Consider the following 15,894-nt stretch of genomic DNA (forward strand, 5'->3'; position numbering starts at 1 on the left):
CGTTTTCATATTCAATATTGACGTCGACTGATACACCGCTTTCGCGAGCAGGCTCGCTCCCACATTGGTCATGAGTTCACTTCAGGAGTGCCGGAGTTTCCGGCGCCCGGGTCTGCTCCGCACTCGGCACATCGTTGCCGGCACCGAGGCCGCCACCCAACGCCGTCACCAGTTCGGCATGCGCACTCAACCGCGCCGCCTGCACCTGTTGTTGCACCTGCTGCTGTTTGAACAGCAAGGTCTGCGCGTTGAGCACGTTGAGGTAATCGGTGAGGCCGCGCTGATAAGCGATCATCGCGATGTCGTAAGTCTTCTGCGCCGTGGCCACCGACTCGGCGGCAAAGCCTTGCTGTTTGTCCATCGACTCGCGGCGAATCAACTGGTCGGAAATGTTCTTCAGCGCGTTGATCAGCGTCTGGTTGTAGTGCGCCACGGCAATGTCGTAACCGGCCGCCGCCTCGCCCAACTCGGCACGCAATCGCCCACCATCGAAAATCGGCAACGAAATCGCCGGGCCGACGTTGTAGTTGAGTTTCTTGCCGGTGAGAAACTCCAGCGCGCCGCCACCGGTGGCCATGTAGCCGAGGCTGCCGACCAGATCGACGTTGGGGTAAAAACCGCCATGAACGACGTCGATGCCGCGCGCCTGCGCCGCCACTTGCCAGCGACTGGCGACCACGTCGGGACGCTGGCCGAGCAGTTCGGCGGGCAACGCCGAAGGCAATTTCAACGCGGCACCGAGGGCCAGAGTCGGCCGCTGCAACTGCGCCCCAGCCCCCGGACCCTGGCCGGCGAGCGCGGCGATCTGATTGCGACTCAGGGCGATTTCTTCGTCCAGCGCATCGAGTTGGCGATGGGTTTCCGGCAGCGGCGTTTCAGCCTGGCTGACTTCGAAGTGCGTGCCGATCCCGCCATCAAGACGTTTCTGCGCAAGGTCGAGAATCTGCTGTTGTTGCGCCAGTGTCGCCGCGACGATGTCGCGCTGGGCGTAATGCAGCGACAGCTCGATGTAGGCGCGCACGATGTTGTTCTGCAATTCCAGTTGCGCCAGCCGCGCCTCGGCGACGCTCATGTGTGCCAGATCCACCGCGCGCTCACTGGCATTGCTCTCACGACCCCAGAGATCGAGCGCATAGCTGAAACCCAGCGCGGCGTTGTTGTCCCAGGTTGTGGTGTTGGCCAAGTCGCCAGGGCCATAGAACGGATCGGTCGGCCAGTTGTGCCGTTTGAGCGTCGACTCGCCATTGATCTGCAACGACTCGGCCGCCTCGGCGACACCGGCCAGCGCCTTGGCCTGGCGCACCCGCGCGGCGGCCATGGCCATCGTCGGGCTGCCTTGGACGGCGAGGTCGACCCAGTGGTTGAGTTGCGGGTCGCCGTAGGCTTGCCACCATTGCGCGCTGGGCCAATGGGCGTCACGGGCGGCGTGGGCAATGGCCTCGTCGGTAACCAGTGTATTGGCCGCCAATGCCTCGCTGTGCGGGGCGATTCCTTGCGTTGAGATGCAGCCGCCAAGACCCAAGGTGAAAGCCAGAACACTGAGCGGCAAAAGCGCTCTGTTGATGCGACGCGGCACAGCTGCGAATTCCTGAAAAGAGGACAAACCGGGACTTTGTGGGCGCGAGCCTGCTCGTCAAAGCAGCACCTCGGTTCGGGCTGAACAACCGGCCTGTGCGCCTCGACTCCCACAACGGCGCAATTCTAGGGGGGCGCCATGACGGCGATAAGCTGGGTTTTCTGTGAATCTTTGTTACGGTTAACGCGATAATCCTTAAGTCTGGGGTCTCAGCCCCTGAAACTTCGTGTCACAATTTGCCATCTCCCTTGAGAGCACCCCATGGACACCTTGCAAAACATGCGCGCCTTCAGTTGCGTCGCCGAAGCCGGCAGCTTCACCGCCGCCGCCGTGCAACTCGACACCACCACCGCCAACGTCTCGCGCGCGGTTTCCAACCTCGAAGCCCACCTGCAAACCCGCTTGCTCAACCGCACCACGCGGCGCATCGCCCTCACCGAAGCCGGCAAACGCTACCTGCTGCGCTGCGAACAGATCCTCGCTTACGTCGAGGAAGCCGAGGCCGAAGCCAGCGACGCCCATGCGCGCCCCGCCGGGCAGCTGAAAGTGCACACCATGACCGGCATCGGCCAGCACTTCGTCATCGACGCCATCGCCCGCTATCGCAAGACCCACCCGGACGTGACTTTCGACCTGACCATGGCCAACCGCGTGCCGGATCTGCTAGACGAAGGCTACGACGTGTCCATCGTGCTCGCCAGCGAACTGCCGGACTCGGGTTTCGTCTCACAACGCCTGGGCATCACCTACAGCATCGTCTGCGCATCACCCGCCTACGTGAAAGCCAACGGCGCCGCACAGAAACCCAGCGACCTGCTCAACCACGCCTGCCTGCGCCTGGTCAGCCCGGTCATCCCCCTGGAAAAATGGGCCTTCGACGGCCCGGACGGCCAGGAAATGGTCACCATCAACAGCTCGCCGTTCCTGGTGAACTCCGCCGACGCCATGAAAACCGCGATCACCAGCGGCATGGGCGTGGGCGTACTGCCGGTGTACGCCGCCATCGAAGGCCTGCGCAACGGCACGCTGGTGCGGGTAATGCCGAACTACCGCTCGCAAGAGCTCAATCTGTATGCGATCTACCCGTCGCGGCAGTACCTGGATGCGAAGATCAAGACGTGGGTCGAATACCTGCGCGGCTCGTTGCCGGAAATACTGGCGGCGCATCAGGCGGAACTGGCCGCGTATGAATTGAGCGGGAGTCTGGCCGGGGCGCGGGTTGCGAACTGATTTTTAAACTTATCGCGTTGTAGGGAGTGGGGACTGTTCGTGGTGGATGCGGGAGCTGCGCCGACGGCGGATACCAAGTAGAACTCCGGTTTTGAAAATCAAAAGCCCCTCACCCTAACCCTCTCCCGGAGGGAGAGGGGACTGATCGCACGGAATGTGAGAATTGCATCAAGCTGCATTTCCGCGTCGAACGCAAAACTTGAAACGCATACCAATCGGCTCCCTCTCCCTCGGGAGAGGGCTGGGGTGAGGGGCGAATCCACCCCAAATCCCAAGCCAACCACCCGCTTCTAACCACTCAACAATGAGCGTTAGCTCGCGTGCTCTTGATCTTGCCTAACCAGCGACATCGGAAGGCTGAGCGCAGGGATTGATCCGGGCGTGGGAGCGCAGCGACCCGAGCCTGCGAGGGCCGAACGCAGGAGCAAAGCCTTTTGGTTCCTTTTTGGCGTCTGAAAAAGGGACTCGCCGTAAGGGCGAAACCGCCAGCCGCAACACCAAAAAAAACGGATATACACCCAAAACACCCAGAGCACGGTCGGCCCAGAGGCCGCCAAGACAACCCAGCCCAGAAAATGTTAGCGTGCTTTCAATCAAGCCGCACGACGAGCCCCGAGCAATGAAAAAAACAGTCCTGGCCTTCAGCCGCATCACCCCGCCCATGATCGAACGCCTGCAGCAGGAATTCGACGTCATCGTCCCCAATCCAAAGACCGGTGACATCAATGCGCAATTCAACGAAGCCCTGCCCCACGCCCACGGTCTGATCGGCGTCGGCCGCAAACTCGGCCAGGCACAGCTCGAAAGCGCGACCAAACTCGAAGTGGTCTCCAGCGTCTCCGTCGGCTACGACAACTACGACCTCGACTACTTCAATCAACGCGGGATCATGCTCACCAACACCCCCGACGTGCTCACCGAAAGCACCGCCGACCTCGCCTTCGCCCTGATCATGAGCAGCGCCCGCCGCGTCGCCGAACTCGACGCCTGGACCAAAGCCGGGCAATGGCAAGCCAGCGTCGGCGCGCCCCTGTTCGGCTCAGACGTCCACGGTAAAACCCTCGGCATTGTCGGCATGGGCAACATCGGCGCTGCCGTCGCTCGCCGTGGCCGTTTCGGCTTCAACATGCCGATCATCTACAGCGGCAACAGCCGCAAGACCGACCTGGAAAAGGAACTTGGCGCACAATTTCGCAGCCTCGAGCAGTTGCTCGCCGAAGCCGATTTCGTCTGCCTGGTGGTGCCGCTCAGCGACAAGACCCGCCACCTCATCAGCTATCGCGAACTGGCGCTGATGAAGCCGAGCGCAATTCTCGTCAACATTTCTCGCGGCCCGGTTGTCGATGAACCGGCACTGATCGAAGCCCTGCAAAACCAGCGCATCCGTGGCGCCGGGCTGGACGTCTATGAAAAAGAACCACTGGCCGAGTCGCCACTGTTTCAGTTGAGTAACGCCGTGACCCTGCCGCACATCGGCTCGGCCACCAACGAAACCCGTGAAGCCATGGCCAATCGCGCACTGGCCAACCTGCGCAGCGCCCTGCTCGGCGAACGTCCGCAGGATCTGGTCAACCCGCAAGTCTGGCGCGGCTGAAAAACAACGGGCAAGTGCACATTGCATTTGCCCGTTAGTTATATATACACAACTTGCAATTGAACAACGACCAAACTTCCACAGCCGCACTATAAGCTCTCCGCAACCGTCTATCTAACGACACACGCCATGGAGAGCCCATACCTTGAATACCCTGACCACCGAAAAACTGATCCGTTACAGCAAAGTCATCCTGATGGCCTACATCAGTTTCTTTGGGCTATTAGTGATGATTCACAACTTTACTGACTATGAGTCCAACTACACTTACGTTGCACATATCCTGAGCATGGACACCACCACCGCCAGCGAGAACATCAAGTATCGGGCGATTGAGTCACCGATGGTTCACCACCGGATCTACTGGTTCATCATTACCCTGGAAGTCACCTATACCGTGCTCTGCCTGATCGGCACCTATCAGTTGTATCGGCATATCAACTCCCCCGCCGAGATTTTCCATGAAGCGAAAAAGTTTTCAATCATGGGTATTCTGGCGGCCATTTTTATTTACTACGTTTGCCTGCAAACCGTCGGCGTCGAATGGTTCGATATGGACACTTCGCAATCCTGGAATGCCAAAGACTGGGCCCGGCATATTGTCGACTTCATCTTTCCAGTGATGATTTACATCAGCTTGAAAGTTGAGCACTGAAGTTCATTGTTCAATGACTCAAGCCAATTTTCCGGGCGCGGGGGCTATCGCTATTTTCGGTTTACGAAACACCAGCACATTACCCAGCATCACCAACACCAGACCGATCAACGCCGGTGCTGTCCATTGATAACCTTCGGCAAACGCCGAGACGTTCAACGCCACCACTGGAAACAGCACCGTGCAATACGCCGCGCGCTCCGGGCCCATTCGCCCGACCAGTGTCAGGTAGGCAGTAAAACCAATCACCGAACCCGGAATCACCAGATACAGAAGCGCGCCGACGTAACGCGAACTCCAATCCATGTCGAACGGAATGCCGTTGATCAGGCACCACAGCGTCAGCATCGCCGCGCCATACGCCATGCCCCAGGCATTGGTGGTCAGCGGTCTGAGGCCAGCCTTTTGTTGCAGGCTGGAGAGCATGTTGCCCGCCGAGAAACACAGGGTGCCACACAGCGCCAGACCAAGGCCCAACAGGGTCTGCGGACTGGCCTGATGGCCGGCCAGTTCCGGCCAGAACAACAAGCCCAGGCCGAACAAACCGAGCCCGCCGCCCATCAGCACATTGCGTGCGATGCGCTGGCCGAAAAACACCCGCGCGTTGAGGGCATTCCAGAGTGTCGCGGTGGAAAACACCACCGCCACCAGCCCGCTGGGAATCCATTGGCTGGCGGTGAGAAAACACATGAAATTCACGCAGAACAGACACAACCCCTGCGCCACACAAATCAGATGCCCGCGACGATTCATCGGCTGCAGACGGCGGCTGAGCAGCAACAGCGCAAACAACACCAGCGCAGCGAGGCCGAAGCGGTAGACGATCGACACCGGTATCGCCACCACGCCTAATTGCCATTTCAGGGCGATCCAGGTGGTACCCCAGATCACTACGGTCAACAAATACAACGACAGGTTCATCACGCACTCTCCTCGACAGGCCTTGAGTGTCGGTGTGGTGCCGCTGTGCGCGCTTGCAGATTCTTGCGCTTTTCTCGGATGACGGGCTGGCAGCCGGGTGTCTACGGAGTAGCATGCAAGGCGTCGGAGAAAATCACCCATGGCCGCCATCGATACCCTGCAAGTCTTTCAAGAGCTCAACAGCTCGCCAAACGCCCGCCTGGTGCACAGCGCCGAGCTCGGCGACGGCTTGTCTGCCGCGGTGTGGACCAATCACCACGACGCCCGCGAATATTCAGCGCCGGGCCACCACACCGTGTCCTGCTACATCGCCGGCGGTACCGGCACGTTTCGGCGCGGCCAACCGCAGCAAAAGGGTGCACCGGACAAGCTGTGCATCCTGCCGGCCGAGCATGAGTCGGGCTGGGTGGTCAACGGCGACATTCGCTTGGCGCACCTTTATTTCAGTGCTGAACAATTTGCCCTCGGCTGCGTGACTTTGCTCGACCGCGAGCCGCGCGAGATGCAGTTGCGCGAGCATACCTTTCTCGAAGACCCGCAACAGGCACAGCGTTTTCGCCAATTGCTGGCGCTGAACTGGGACGAACCCGCCGAGCGCTTGCTGACCAGCAGCATCGCCCACGAATTGATCAGCCACACCTTGCTCAGTCAGGTCGGCGCGCGGCAGGGTTTGCGCTTGAAGGGCGGGCTGGCGACGCATCAACGCCGGCAACTGGTGGCGTACATCGACAGCCAGCTGGCAGAGCCGATCAGCCTCGGGCAACTGGCTGGATTGTGTGCGCTGTCGGAATACCATTTTGCGCGGATGTTCCGCACAAGCTTCGGACTGCCACCGCATCAGTATGTGCTGGCGCGTCGTCTGGATCGGGCGCGGCAGATGTTGCGCGGGACCATGCTGCCGCTGGGTGAGATTGCGCTGGCGTGCGGGTTTGCCAGTGCGAGTCATTTCACTAATCGGTTCAAGCAGGTTTTGGGCGGGACGCCGGGTGAGTATCGGCAGGCGTTTTTGCGCTGAAGTTCATATTTTGTCGCCAGTGATGGCCCCTTCGCGAGCAGGCTCGCTCCCACCTTGGAATGCAGTCTCCTGTGGGAGCGAGCCTGCTCGCGAATAACGATGACGCGGTTTCGGATCAAAACTCCAAGGTGCTGGACAACGAAACCTGCCGCGCATCCCCCATCGACACAAAGAACCGGCTCGCCGAAGAGGTGTAATAGGTGCGGTCAAACAGGTTCTTCACATTAAGCTGGAACTTGACCTTCTGCCCTTCCACCCTGGTGTCGTAAGTGGCAAACGCATCAGCCACGGTGTAGCTCGGCAGATCGAAATCATTCACCGCATTTCCCGCACGCTCACCGACATAACGCGCTCCCGCCCCCATGCGTAACTGATCGCCGCCGAACACGCTGCCAAAATCATAAACCGCCGACAACGAGCCGGAATTCTTCGCCACGTTTTGCAGGCGCTTGCCCTTGTAGTCCGGGTCTTCGGTGACTTCGGCATCGGTGTAGGCGTAGCTGCCGATCAGGCTCCAGCGGTCACTGAGCTGACCGCTCAAATCCACCTCGAGGCCGCGCGAGCGTACTTCGCCGGCGGCGCTGTAGATCGTCGTCGGGCCTTCGGCATTGGCCACCAGTACGTTGCGTTTCTTGATGTCGAACAATGCAACGTTGCCGGTGATGCGCCCCGGCAGATCCAGCCGCGCGCCCAGCTCCCACGACTTGGCTTCTTCCGGCGCGATGCTGCCGTCGAGCACGGTGCTGCTGCCGCTCAGCGGGGCAATGGTCGAGTTGGGTTTGAACGATTCGGTGTAGCTGCCGTAGAACGACAAGGCGTCGGTGTAGCGATACACCAGGCCGGCACGCGGCACCCACTTCTGGCCATTGCTGTCGGTGTTGGCCTTGAACGGCACACCTTTGCCGGCGTACTGGTCGTATTCCTGAAAACGCCCGCCGGCCACCAGAATCCATTGATCGGTGAGGTGGATCGAGTCCTGCATAAACACCGAATCGCTGCGCAGCTCATCGGTCTGTGCGCTGTCCGGTGCGCTGACCGTGGTGCCCATCACTTCGCGGCCATACACTGGATTGACGTAGCTGAAGGTGGTCAGGCTTTTCTGCCGGATCAGGTCTTCGCGGTAGATCTTGCGGTACTCGTCGTCCACGCCGAACACCAGATCATGCTGCATGCCCAGCACGTTGAGCTTGCCTTCAAGGCTGGCGGTGGTGAAGCGGTCAGTGCTGATCGCGTTCTGCGTGCCGTCCATGCTGCGGGTCAGCGTGCCTTTTTTCGTGTCGATCGCGGTTACGCGCACTTGGCTGGCGTCGTAGGTTTCACGGTTCCAGCTGTAGCCGAAATGGGCTTTCCAATCGTCGTTGAGCTGGTGATCGGCTTCGAAATGATAAAGATCCGAGCGCCCTTCCATGTCATTGAACGGCTCGTCGAGACGCTGTTTGCGCGAGATGTCCAGCGGGTGATTGGTACGCGGATCGATCAGCGTGCCGCGGTCGAACGGGGTGAGAAATTCGCGGTGTTCGTAGGCAAACAGCAACTGGGTATTTTCACCGAACCAGGCCAGCGAGGGCGCGATCAAGGTTTCGCGGTGAGTGCCGAAGTTGCGCCAGTAATCTTCGTCTTGGTGATCCATCACCATGCGGTAGGCCAGCCCGGAATCACCCAGCGCACCGGTGCTGTCGAAGCTGCCGCCGCTGCCATTCTTGCCTTCGCCGTAGGTCGAGCCGCGCAACGTCAACGCGTTGTACGGCGTCAGTTCCGGCTTCTTGCTGACCAGATTGACCACGCCGCCCGGGTCTTGAATGCCGTAAAGCAAAGAGGCCGGGCCCTTGAGCACTTCGACGCGATCGACAGTGGCGTTCATCCCTCGGCCCTGCACGATCGGCATGCCGTCGCGCATGATCGAGCCGTTGCGGTTGTCGCCAAACCCGCGGGTCATCACCGAATCCTGAGTGCTGCCCAAGGTATTGCCCTGAGTGATGCCGCTGACATTGGCCAGCGCATCGTCAAGATTGCGCGGCGCCTGATCGCGGATCACCTGGGCCGGGATGACGTTGACGGTCTGCGGCACTTCCTGCAACGACGCCGAGGAACGCATCACCGAACTGGTTTGCGGTGGCTGATAACTGGTCGAGTCGTCGCGCGTCGAAGTGATGGTGGTGGCGCCGAGATTCAGTGCGCCTTCGGTTGGCTTGGGCTCAAGCGCCAGCGTGTGACTGTCGGTGCGGCGGAAGTTCAGGCCGCTGCCGCTGAGCAGGCGTTGCAATGCCTGTTCGGCGCTCATCTGGCCGTTGACCGCTGGCGCCGTCAGCCCGTACGGCGCCTCGTCGGTATAGACCACGCTTTGCCCGGTGACGCGGCTGAAGTCGCTCAAGGCTTGCGGCAGCGGTTTGGCGGCCAGGGAAAAACTGTACTGCTTTTGCGCCTGGCTGCTGAGCGTTTCAGCGGCCAATGCGATGCTGACCGGCAACATCGCCAGTGCCGAAAAACTCAACGCCGACCTGCCCAACCACTGTTTGACCGAACCCGATTTTGCCCTGGACTTCATGACTCAATGACCTGTGTAGAACCGCAACGGATGCGAATGACTCGCAGTTTCAGTCACTACACGGATGGGGCGTGGGTTTACCTCACCCTGATCTGAAAATATTTTGTGTTGGTTGCCAGGCCGCCTTCGCGAGCAGGCTCGCTCCCACCTCTGGAACGCGTTTCCCTGTGGGAGCGAGCCTGCTCGCGAAGGCGTTAGCGCAAAATAATCAGCTGCCCCAACACCCGATGCTGCTCAAAACCCAACACCCCCTGCAACGAATTGAGCACCGCCTGCGGGTCCGTGCTGGGGAAGCTGCCGCTCACCTTGCGCGCCGCCAGCTCATCATTGAGCAATACGATCCTGCCCGGGTAATAGCGGCGCAAATCCTCGACCACCTCGGCCAGCGTCGATTTGTAGTAAGTCAGCCAACCCTGACGCCAGGCCAGTTGCGCTTCGCTGTCGACGCCATGAAGCTTTTGCGCCGCACCTTCGCCATAAGCCACCTGCTGCCCGGCGGTGAGAATCTGCTGTTCGCCCTCGCGGCTCGCCGTCACGCCCACACGTCCTGAAAGCACCGTGACCTGCGCGCCCTGGGGCTGCAAGCGCACTTCGAATTGCGTGCCTAGCACCCGCGCCTCGCCGTTCTCGGCCGCAACGACAAACGGCGCGCCGGTGTGGCTGATGCTGAAAAATCCGGCGCCACGACGCAGTTGTACACGCCTCTCGCCGTGGCTGAAGTCGACGGCAATTGCGCTGTCGGCATCCAGGGTCACTTGCGATTGATCGGCCAACGTTACCGTGCGGATCTCGCCGGGTGCCGAGACAAAATCGGCGCCCAGATCATCGAGCCAGCGCTGCGCTTGCCATCCCGTGCCGAGGCTGACCATCAGCAGCAGACACGCCGCCATCGCCAGCGCCCCGGACCAGCGCAAAACCGGCGAACGTCGCGGACGGTCCATCGCTTCGAGATAACCCTGCAATGCCAACGCCTCTTCATCGGCCAGGGTTTGTGCCGGGCCTTCGCTCAGCTCCCACAGCACCTGCGCCTGGGCATACGCCTCGGCGTGGGCCGGGTCGGCACGCAGCCACTGGCTGAAAGTCAGTTGATCGCCGGCGCTGGGCCGGTCATGCAGCAGGCTCAGCCAGGCCAGAGCGGCCTGTTCCTGGGCGGGCGTCGGAACAATGTTATCGGCGGGGTTCACGGTGCTTTCCCTGGCAGACGTGGCGCGGGGTCGCGCAGGCTGGCCTTGCAGGCCTCGAGGGCGCGCATCATATGTTTTTCCACGGCACTTTGGGACAGGCCCATGGCTTTGGCGATGTCTGCGTACTTGCGCCCATGGATGCGGTTGAGCAGGAAAATCTGCCGGGTGCGCTCGGGCAAGGCGCGCAACGCCGCTTCGACATGGCGCAGGTCATTCCCGGCTTCAAGCGCGGCTTGCGGCTCGCTGCCTTGGCTATGCGGCTCATCCGGTTGCCAGCCTTCGTTGGCGCGCGTGCGCGTGCCTTCACTGCGCAGGTGGTCGATGGCAATGTTGCCGGCGCAGCGCAACAGGTAGGTGCTGAGCTCTTCGACCTGCACCAGCGGCCGTCGCCAGAAACGCAGAAACAGATCCTGCACCAGATCCGCCGCCGTCGCGCGGCAACCGACACGACGGCTCACCAGCGCTTCCATCTGCGAGCGCTGTGATAGAAACACCTGAAGAAAATGTGCGCGCGCGCCATGCGGCTCGTCGTCGCGCGACTCCGGTGGCAGGCCGATCAGCATGTCAGCGTTGCGCCCGTGTTCGCAGCCTGGTCAGGACCTGATGAAAGCCTGCTTTCATACCAGCCCCAAGCCCCGTACGACCCCGCAAACGGTCGCCAGAATCACGCTGGGCACCAGCAAGCCGACCCACGCTGACCATGCCGTACGACTGGCAATGCACCAGAGCCCGGCGACCAGATAGACCAGAAACGAGACGGTCATGCCGGTCACCAGCGCGTCGGCACGGCCCAGCGGCAACCACAGGGTCAGCGTCACGCTGGCCAGCGCGGCAACGAGATAGCCACCAAAGACCGCCGCCAGCACCCGTGAGGTGACGGCGAGGCGACAGGACATGGGCGGTGTGGCGAATTTGTCTTTCATGTTTCGACCCTGAAACGAAAAACGTCCGGCAGACGAGCCGGATCAAGCCAGCGATATTAATGATAAATATTCTCATACGCAAAAGGTTCTGATTGCCGGACGATACGCCCGCACCCTACAATGCGAACCGTTCTTGTTCTCTAACGCACGTTCTCGACGCCTGCTTTGCGTCCGGAGTCATTCCGTTGTCGTCCGCCCATCCTGTCGAATCGCTTTATCAGGCTCATCACAGCTGGCTCACCGGCTGGTTGCGGCGCAAGCTCGGCTGCCCGGACAGCGCGGCGGACCTGGCCCAGGACACGTTCATCAAAGTGCTGACTGCGCGCGAGCCGCCGCTGATCATCGAGCCGCGGGCGTTCCTGACCACCCTCGCCAAACGCGTGCTGTTCAATCATTACCGCCGCCAGGACCTCGAGCGCGCCTACCTCGAAACGCTGGCGCAGATGCCGGAGATCGTCGCGCCGTCGGAAGAACACAAAGCGATCATCCTGCAAACCCTGATGGAGCTGGACGAGTTGCTCGACGGCCTGCCGCGTGCGGTCAAACGCGCCTTTTTGCTGGCCCAGGTCGATGGCCTGACCTATCCACAGATCGCCGCAGAACTGGGCATCTCGGTGGCCACGGTCAAACGGCACCTGCACAAAGCGGCGCTGCGCTGCTATTTCGCTTTATGAACGGCGCACCGGACTTTTCCGCGCAAGTGGCCGAGCAGGCCGTGCACTGGTTGCTGGAAATGCAGCAAGGCGCCCTTACGCCGCGCCAGCAACAGGCCTGGCAGCAATGGCTGGACGCGCACAGCGAACATCGCCGCGCCTGGGAGCACATGCAGCGGGTCAATCAGCGCTTGCGCGGGGTGTCGTCGCCGCTGGCCCATGCGGCGCTGAATGGGCCGAAGTCCGCCAGCCGTCGACAGGCGCTGAAACTGCTGCTGATTCTGGGCGCCGGTTCGGCCATGACCTGGGGCCTGCGCGAGCATACGCCGCTGCCGTCGTTGCTCGCCGATTACCGCACGCCACTCGGACAGCGGCGCAAGGTGTCGCTGGGTGGCGACGATCTGTTGCAGCTCAACACGGCGAGCGCCATAGACGTCGATGGCGAGCAGCGCCTGATTCGCCTGCTCGAAGGCGAAATGCTCCTCAGCGCTGCCAACCCGTTCGCGATCCGCACCGCGCAAGGTGTTCTGAACACTCAAGGCGCGCGCCTCAATGTGCGTCAGTTTGCCGACCGAACGCAGATTGCCCTGTTTGCCGGGCGAGTCGAACTGGCTCTCGATCAACGCGCGCCCGTGCTGCTGCCGGTCGCGCGCCAGCTGAGTTTCACCGCCAGTTCCATCAGCGAAGCCAAACCGCTGGATACCAACAGCGGCGCCTGGACTGACGGCATGCTGGTCGCCGCGCACATGCGTCTGGGCGACTTCCTCGATGAGCTGGGCCGCTACCGTCGCGGTCAGCTGCATTGCGACAAGAACGTCGCCGACCTGCTGATCTCCGGGACGTATCCACTGGACGACAGCGAGCGGATCCTCGATCTGCTGCAAATCAGTCTGCCGGTTAAAGTCCGCCGTTTCACCCGCTACTGGGTGAGCGTCGAAGCGCGGGTCTGAAACACCTGAAAAATAAATGAGCCGTTTTTCAGATCTGGCGTGACAGAGAAGGAAAGCCCCTTGATTCAACCTTCTCAGGATCAACCAACATGCAGCCCACCCGCCTCACCCCCTTGGCGCGCACCTTGCGCAACGTCGTCCTAGGCGCCAGCCTGAGCTTCGGCGCCCTGCCCTCGGCGCTCGCCGCCGATGCCAAGGCTTATCACATTGCGCCGTCGTCTCTGGAAAACGCGCTCAATCAATTCGGCCGTGAAGCCGGGGTGCTGATTTCCTTTGGTTCGCAAGTTACCGGTGGCTTGCAAAGCCGTGGCCTGGAAGGCAACTACACCACCGAACAAGGTCTTGACGCCTTACTCGAAGGCACCGGCCTGCAAGCACGCGCCGAAGGTGACAATGCGTTCAGCCTGCAACCGCTGGCAGACGCGGCGCTGGAGCTGGACACCTCGAAAGTCGTCGGCGACTGGCTTGGCGATGCGGCGCAGATCAATGTGTTCGAACATCCCGGCGCTCGCGACGTGATCCGCCGCGAAGAATTCGAACGCCAGGGCGCCACGCAGGCGCGCGACGTGCTCAACCGCATCCCCGGCGTCAACGCCCCGGAAAACAACGGCACCGGCAGCCATGACATGGCGCTGAACTTCGGCATCCGTGGTTTGAATCCGCGTCTGGCCGCGCGCTCGACCGTGTTGATGGACGGCATCCCGGTGCCGTTCGCGCCCTACGGACAACCGCAGTTGTCGTTCGCGCCAATCAGCATGGGCAACATGGACGCAGTAGACGTGGTGCGCGGCGGTGGCGCGGTGCGTTACGGCCCGCAGAACGTCGGCGGCGTGGTCAACTTCGTGACCCGGGCGATTCCCGATCAGCCGACTGTGAAAGGCGGTTTTCAGACCGAAACCAGCCCTTCGTCGAGCCACGACGGCTTCAAGACCAGCGCCAACCTGCTGGCCGGTGGCACCAACGCCAATGGTTTGGGCGGCGCGTTGCTCTACTCCGGCACTCGCGGCGGCGACTGGCGCGAACACAGTGACACTGAAATCGATGACCTGATTCTCAAGGGCAAATACCAGCTCGACGAGGCCAACAGCTTCAACGCCATGGCCCAGTATTACGAAGGCAAGGCCGACATGCCCGGTGGTTTGAATGTCGCTGATTACGACGCCGATCCGTACCAGTCGACGCGACCGAAAGACCAGTTCTGGGGCCGTCGCACGATGTTCAATTTCGGTTATCGCTATCAGGAAGATCGCCGCGAATTCACTGCCAACACCTTCTTCACCAAGACCCTGCGCAGCGGCTATCTGGACCAGGGCACGTTCCTGTCGCTGTCGCCGCGCGAGTACTGGGTGCGCGGTCTGGAAACCCGTTTCGCCCAAGGCTTCGACCTCGGCCCGACCAGCCACGAAGTTGGCGTCGGCTACCGCTACATCAACGAAGCCGGCCACGAACTGCGCTATCGCACGCCGATCGCCAGCAACGAATACCCAACCACCAACAGCCGCAATGACCGCGATACCCGTGGTGGCACCGAGGCCAATGCGTTCTTCGTCGACGATCGCATCGATATCGGCAAATGGACCATCACCCCCGGCGTGCGCTACGAAATGATCGAGTCGCAGCAGACCAACAATCTGACCAACGTCAAGTACAAGGGCGACTACAACACCGCGCTGCCGGCGCTGAATGTGCTTTATCACCTCAACGACAGCTGGAATCTCTACGCCAACACCGAAGGCTCGTTCGGCAGCGTGCAATACAGCCAGATGCCCAACCGCGTCACCAGCGGTGAAGTAAAACCGGAAAAGGCACGCACCTGGGAAGTCGGCACGCGCTACGACAACGGCGCGTTGCGTGCGGAGATCGGCGCGTTCCTGATCAACTTCGACAACCAGTACGAAAGCAATCAGACCAACGATTCGGTGATCGCTCGCGGTGAAACCCGCCATCAGGGCATCGAGACCAGCATCAACTATGCGCTCGACGATTTGAATCCGGCGCTGGCCGGTTTCGATGCTTACGCCTCGTACGCCTATGTTGACGCGACCATCCGCGAAGACGGCCCGAACAAGGGCAACCGCGTACCGTTCTCCTCGAAGCACAAAGGCACGCTGGGCGTCGGCTACACCGAAGGGCCATGGAAACTCAATCTGGACAGCACCTTCCAGAGCGACCAGTTCGCCGACAACGCCAATACCGCAAAGGAAAGCGCCGATGGCAGCACCGGCAAGATCCCCGGCTACATGCTGTTCAGCAGCCGCGCAGGGTATGACTTCGGGCCGCAGCTGTCCGATCTGAACGTGGCCGTGGGGGTGAAGAACATCTTCAACACGCAGTACTTCACGCGCTCGTTCGATGACAACAACAAAGGCAAGTATGTGGGAGAGCCGCGGACGGTTTATGTGCAGACGTCGGTGGCGTTCTGAGACCGAAAAAATCGACGTCAAAAGCCCCTCACCCTAGCCCTCTCCCGGAGGGAGAGGGGACTGATTGTGGGATATTTCAGAAGTGTAGCGACCTGAGAGTACTAATCTGAATCCATGATCGACGCGGTGTGTCAGGCCGGCATAAATCCCGGTGACAACGCGGTCGGCTCCCTCTCTCTCTGGGAGAGGGCTGGGGTGACGGTTCTGGGCTACAGTGAACTATCA

General features: G+C 61.1%; 13 protein-coding genes. 7 read left to right on the forward strand and 6 right to left on the reverse strand.

Going from position 1 to position 15,894, the window contains the following annotated elements; all coding sequences use genetic code 11:
- Positions 1 to 76: 76 nt before the first annotated feature.
- Entirely contained in the window at positions 77 to 1,576 is a 1,500-nt protein-coding gene (locus ACGSLL_RS18315; RefSeq protein ID WP_394507428.1) for an efflux transporter outer membrane subunit, read from the reverse strand.
- Between the two features lie 261 nt (positions 1,577 to 1,837).
- On the opposite strand from ACGSLL_RS18315, the gene ACGSLL_RS18320 reads away from it, so the two are divergent.
- The 3 genes from ACGSLL_RS18320 (at position 1,838) to ACGSLL_RS18330 (ending at position 5,055) form a co-directional block, all read left to right on the forward strand.
- Positions 1,838 to 2,806, forward strand: a complete 969-nt coding sequence (locus ACGSLL_RS18320) for a LysR family transcriptional regulator (protein WP_208938670.1) — start codon at positions 1,838 to 1,840, stop codon at positions 2,804 to 2,806.
- 619 nt (positions 2,807 to 3,425) lie between these two features.
- A complete protein-coding gene (locus ACGSLL_RS18325; RefSeq protein ID WP_394507429.1) occupies positions 3,426 to 4,400 on the forward strand; it encodes a 2-hydroxyacid dehydrogenase in 975 nt (324 codons plus the stop codon).
- A 145-nt stretch (positions 4,401 to 4,545) separates the two neighbouring features.
- Positions 4,546 to 5,055 carry a DUF2165 family protein gene (locus tag ACGSLL_RS18330; protein ID WP_394507430.1) on the forward strand — a complete coding sequence of 170 codons (510 nt, stop codon included), beginning with the start codon at positions 4,546 to 4,548 and terminating at the stop codon, positions 5,053 to 5,055.
- Between the two features lie 18 nt (positions 5,056 to 5,073).
- Here ACGSLL_RS18330 and ACGSLL_RS18335 read toward each other — a convergent pair whose 3' ends face one another.
- A complete protein-coding gene (locus tag ACGSLL_RS18335; RefSeq protein WP_394507431.1) occupies positions 5,074 to 5,976 on the reverse strand; it encodes a DMT family transporter in 903 nt (300 codons plus the stop codon).
- 139 nt (positions 5,977 to 6,115) lie between these two features.
- Here ACGSLL_RS18335 and ACGSLL_RS18340 point away from each other — a divergent pair, with 139 nt between their 5' ends.
- Positions 6,116 to 6,991, forward strand: coding sequence for an AraC family transcriptional regulator (locus tag ACGSLL_RS18340; RefSeq protein ID WP_394507432.1), 876 nt, complete (start codon positions 6,116 to 6,118; stop codon positions 6,989 to 6,991).
- A 115-nt stretch (positions 6,992 to 7,106) separates the two neighbouring features.
- Here ACGSLL_RS18340 and ACGSLL_RS18345 read toward each other — a convergent pair whose 3' ends face one another.
- The 4 genes from ACGSLL_RS18345 to ACGSLL_RS18360 all read right to left on the reverse strand — a co-directional run bounded on the left by ACGSLL_RS18345 (position 7,107) and on the right by ACGSLL_RS18360 (position 11,643).
- Positions 7,107 to 9,536, reverse strand: a complete 2,430-nt coding sequence (locus ACGSLL_RS18345) for a TonB-dependent siderophore receptor (protein WP_394507433.1) — start codon at positions 9,534 to 9,536, stop codon at positions 7,107 to 7,109.
- A 194-nt stretch (positions 9,537 to 9,730) separates the two neighbouring features.
- Positions 9,731 to 10,720 (reverse strand): FecR family protein, encoded by a 990-nt coding sequence (locus tag ACGSLL_RS18350; protein WP_394507434.1) that lies wholly within the window; start codon positions 10,718 to 10,720, stop codon positions 9,731 to 9,733.
- Entirely contained in the window at positions 10,717 to 11,283 is a 567-nt protein-coding gene (locus tag ACGSLL_RS18355; RefSeq protein ID WP_394507435.1) for an RNA polymerase sigma factor, read from the reverse strand. Before ACGSLL_RS18355 ends, ACGSLL_RS18350 begins: the two co-directional genes overlap by 4 nt.
- A gap of 54 nt (positions 11,284 to 11,337) precedes the next feature.
- Complete coding sequence (locus ACGSLL_RS18360; protein ID WP_394507436.1) at positions 11,338 to 11,643, reverse strand: DUF3649 domain-containing protein; 306 nt, start codon at positions 11,641 to 11,643, stop codon at positions 11,338 to 11,340.
- Positions 11,644 to 11,828: 185 nt separating this feature from the next.
- On the opposite strand from ACGSLL_RS18360, the gene ACGSLL_RS18365 reads away from it, so the two are divergent.
- The 3 genes from ACGSLL_RS18365 to fecA all read left to right on the forward strand — a co-directional run bounded on the left by ACGSLL_RS18365 (position 11,829) and on the right by fecA (position 15,669).
- On the forward strand, positions 11,829 to 12,317 hold the full coding sequence (locus tag ACGSLL_RS18365) for a sigma-70 family RNA polymerase sigma factor (RefSeq protein WP_394507437.1): 489 nt from the start codon (positions 11,829 to 11,831) through the stop codon (positions 12,315 to 12,317).
- Positions 12,314 to 13,246, forward strand: coding sequence for a DUF4880 domain-containing protein (locus tag ACGSLL_RS18370; RefSeq protein WP_394507438.1), 933 nt, complete (start codon positions 12,314 to 12,316; stop codon positions 13,244 to 13,246). The genes ACGSLL_RS18365 and ACGSLL_RS18370 overlap by 4 nt, the downstream gene beginning before the upstream one ends.
- Before the next feature lie 89 nt (positions 13,247 to 13,335).
- The gene (gene fecA / locus ACGSLL_RS18375) at positions 13,336 to 15,669 is read left to right on the forward strand and encodes a TonB-dependent Fe(3+) dicitrate receptor FecA (RefSeq protein WP_394507439.1); all 2,334 of its coding nucleotides are present in this window, start codon (positions 13,336 to 13,338) and stop codon (positions 15,667 to 15,669) included.
- Positions 15,670 to 15,894: the final 225 nt, after the last annotated feature.

Source organism: Pseudomonas retamae (assembly GCF_043496865.1).
GTDB lineage: Bacteria > Pseudomonadota > Gammaproteobacteria > Pseudomonadales > Pseudomonadaceae > Aquipseudomonas > Aquipseudomonas retamae.

What these genes read in the sequence shown, in the direction of transcription:
- ACGSLL_RS18370 (WP_394507438.1), top strand. Translation starts at nt 12,314, where the DNA reads ATGAACGGCGCACCGGACTTTTCCGCGCAAGTGGCCGAGCAGGCCGTG.
- ACGSLL_RS18355 (WP_394507435.1), bottom strand. Translation starts at nt 11,283, where the DNA reads ATGCTGATCGGCCTGCCACCGGAGTCGCGCGACGACGAGCCGCATGGC.
- ACGSLL_RS18360 (WP_394507436.1), bottom strand. Translation starts at nt 11,643, where the DNA reads ATGAAAGACAAATTCGCCACACCGCCCATGTCCTGTCGCCTCGCCGTC.
- fecA (WP_394507439.1), top strand. Translation starts at nt 13,336, where the DNA reads ATGCAGCCCACCCGCCTCACCCCCTTGGCGCGCACCTTGCGCAACGTC.
- ACGSLL_RS18325 (WP_394507429.1), top strand. Translation starts at nt 3,426, where the DNA reads ATGAAAAAAACAGTCCTGGCCTTCAGCCGCATCACCCCGCCCATGATC.
- ACGSLL_RS18340 (WP_394507432.1), top strand. Translation starts at nt 6,116, where the DNA reads ATGGCCGCCATCGATACCCTGCAAGTCTTTCAAGAGCTCAACAGCTCG.
- ACGSLL_RS18345 (WP_394507433.1), bottom strand. Translation starts at nt 9,536, where the DNA reads ATGAAGTCCAGGGCAAAATCGGGTTCGGTCAAACAGTGGTTGGGCAGG.
- ACGSLL_RS18335 (WP_394507431.1), bottom strand. Translation starts at nt 5,976, where the DNA reads ATGAACCTGTCGTTGTATTTGTTGACCGTAGTGATCTGGGGTACCACC.
- ACGSLL_RS18320 (WP_208938670.1), top strand. Translation starts at nt 1,838, where the DNA reads ATGGACACCTTGCAAAACATGCGCGCCTTCAGTTGCGTCGCCGAAGCC.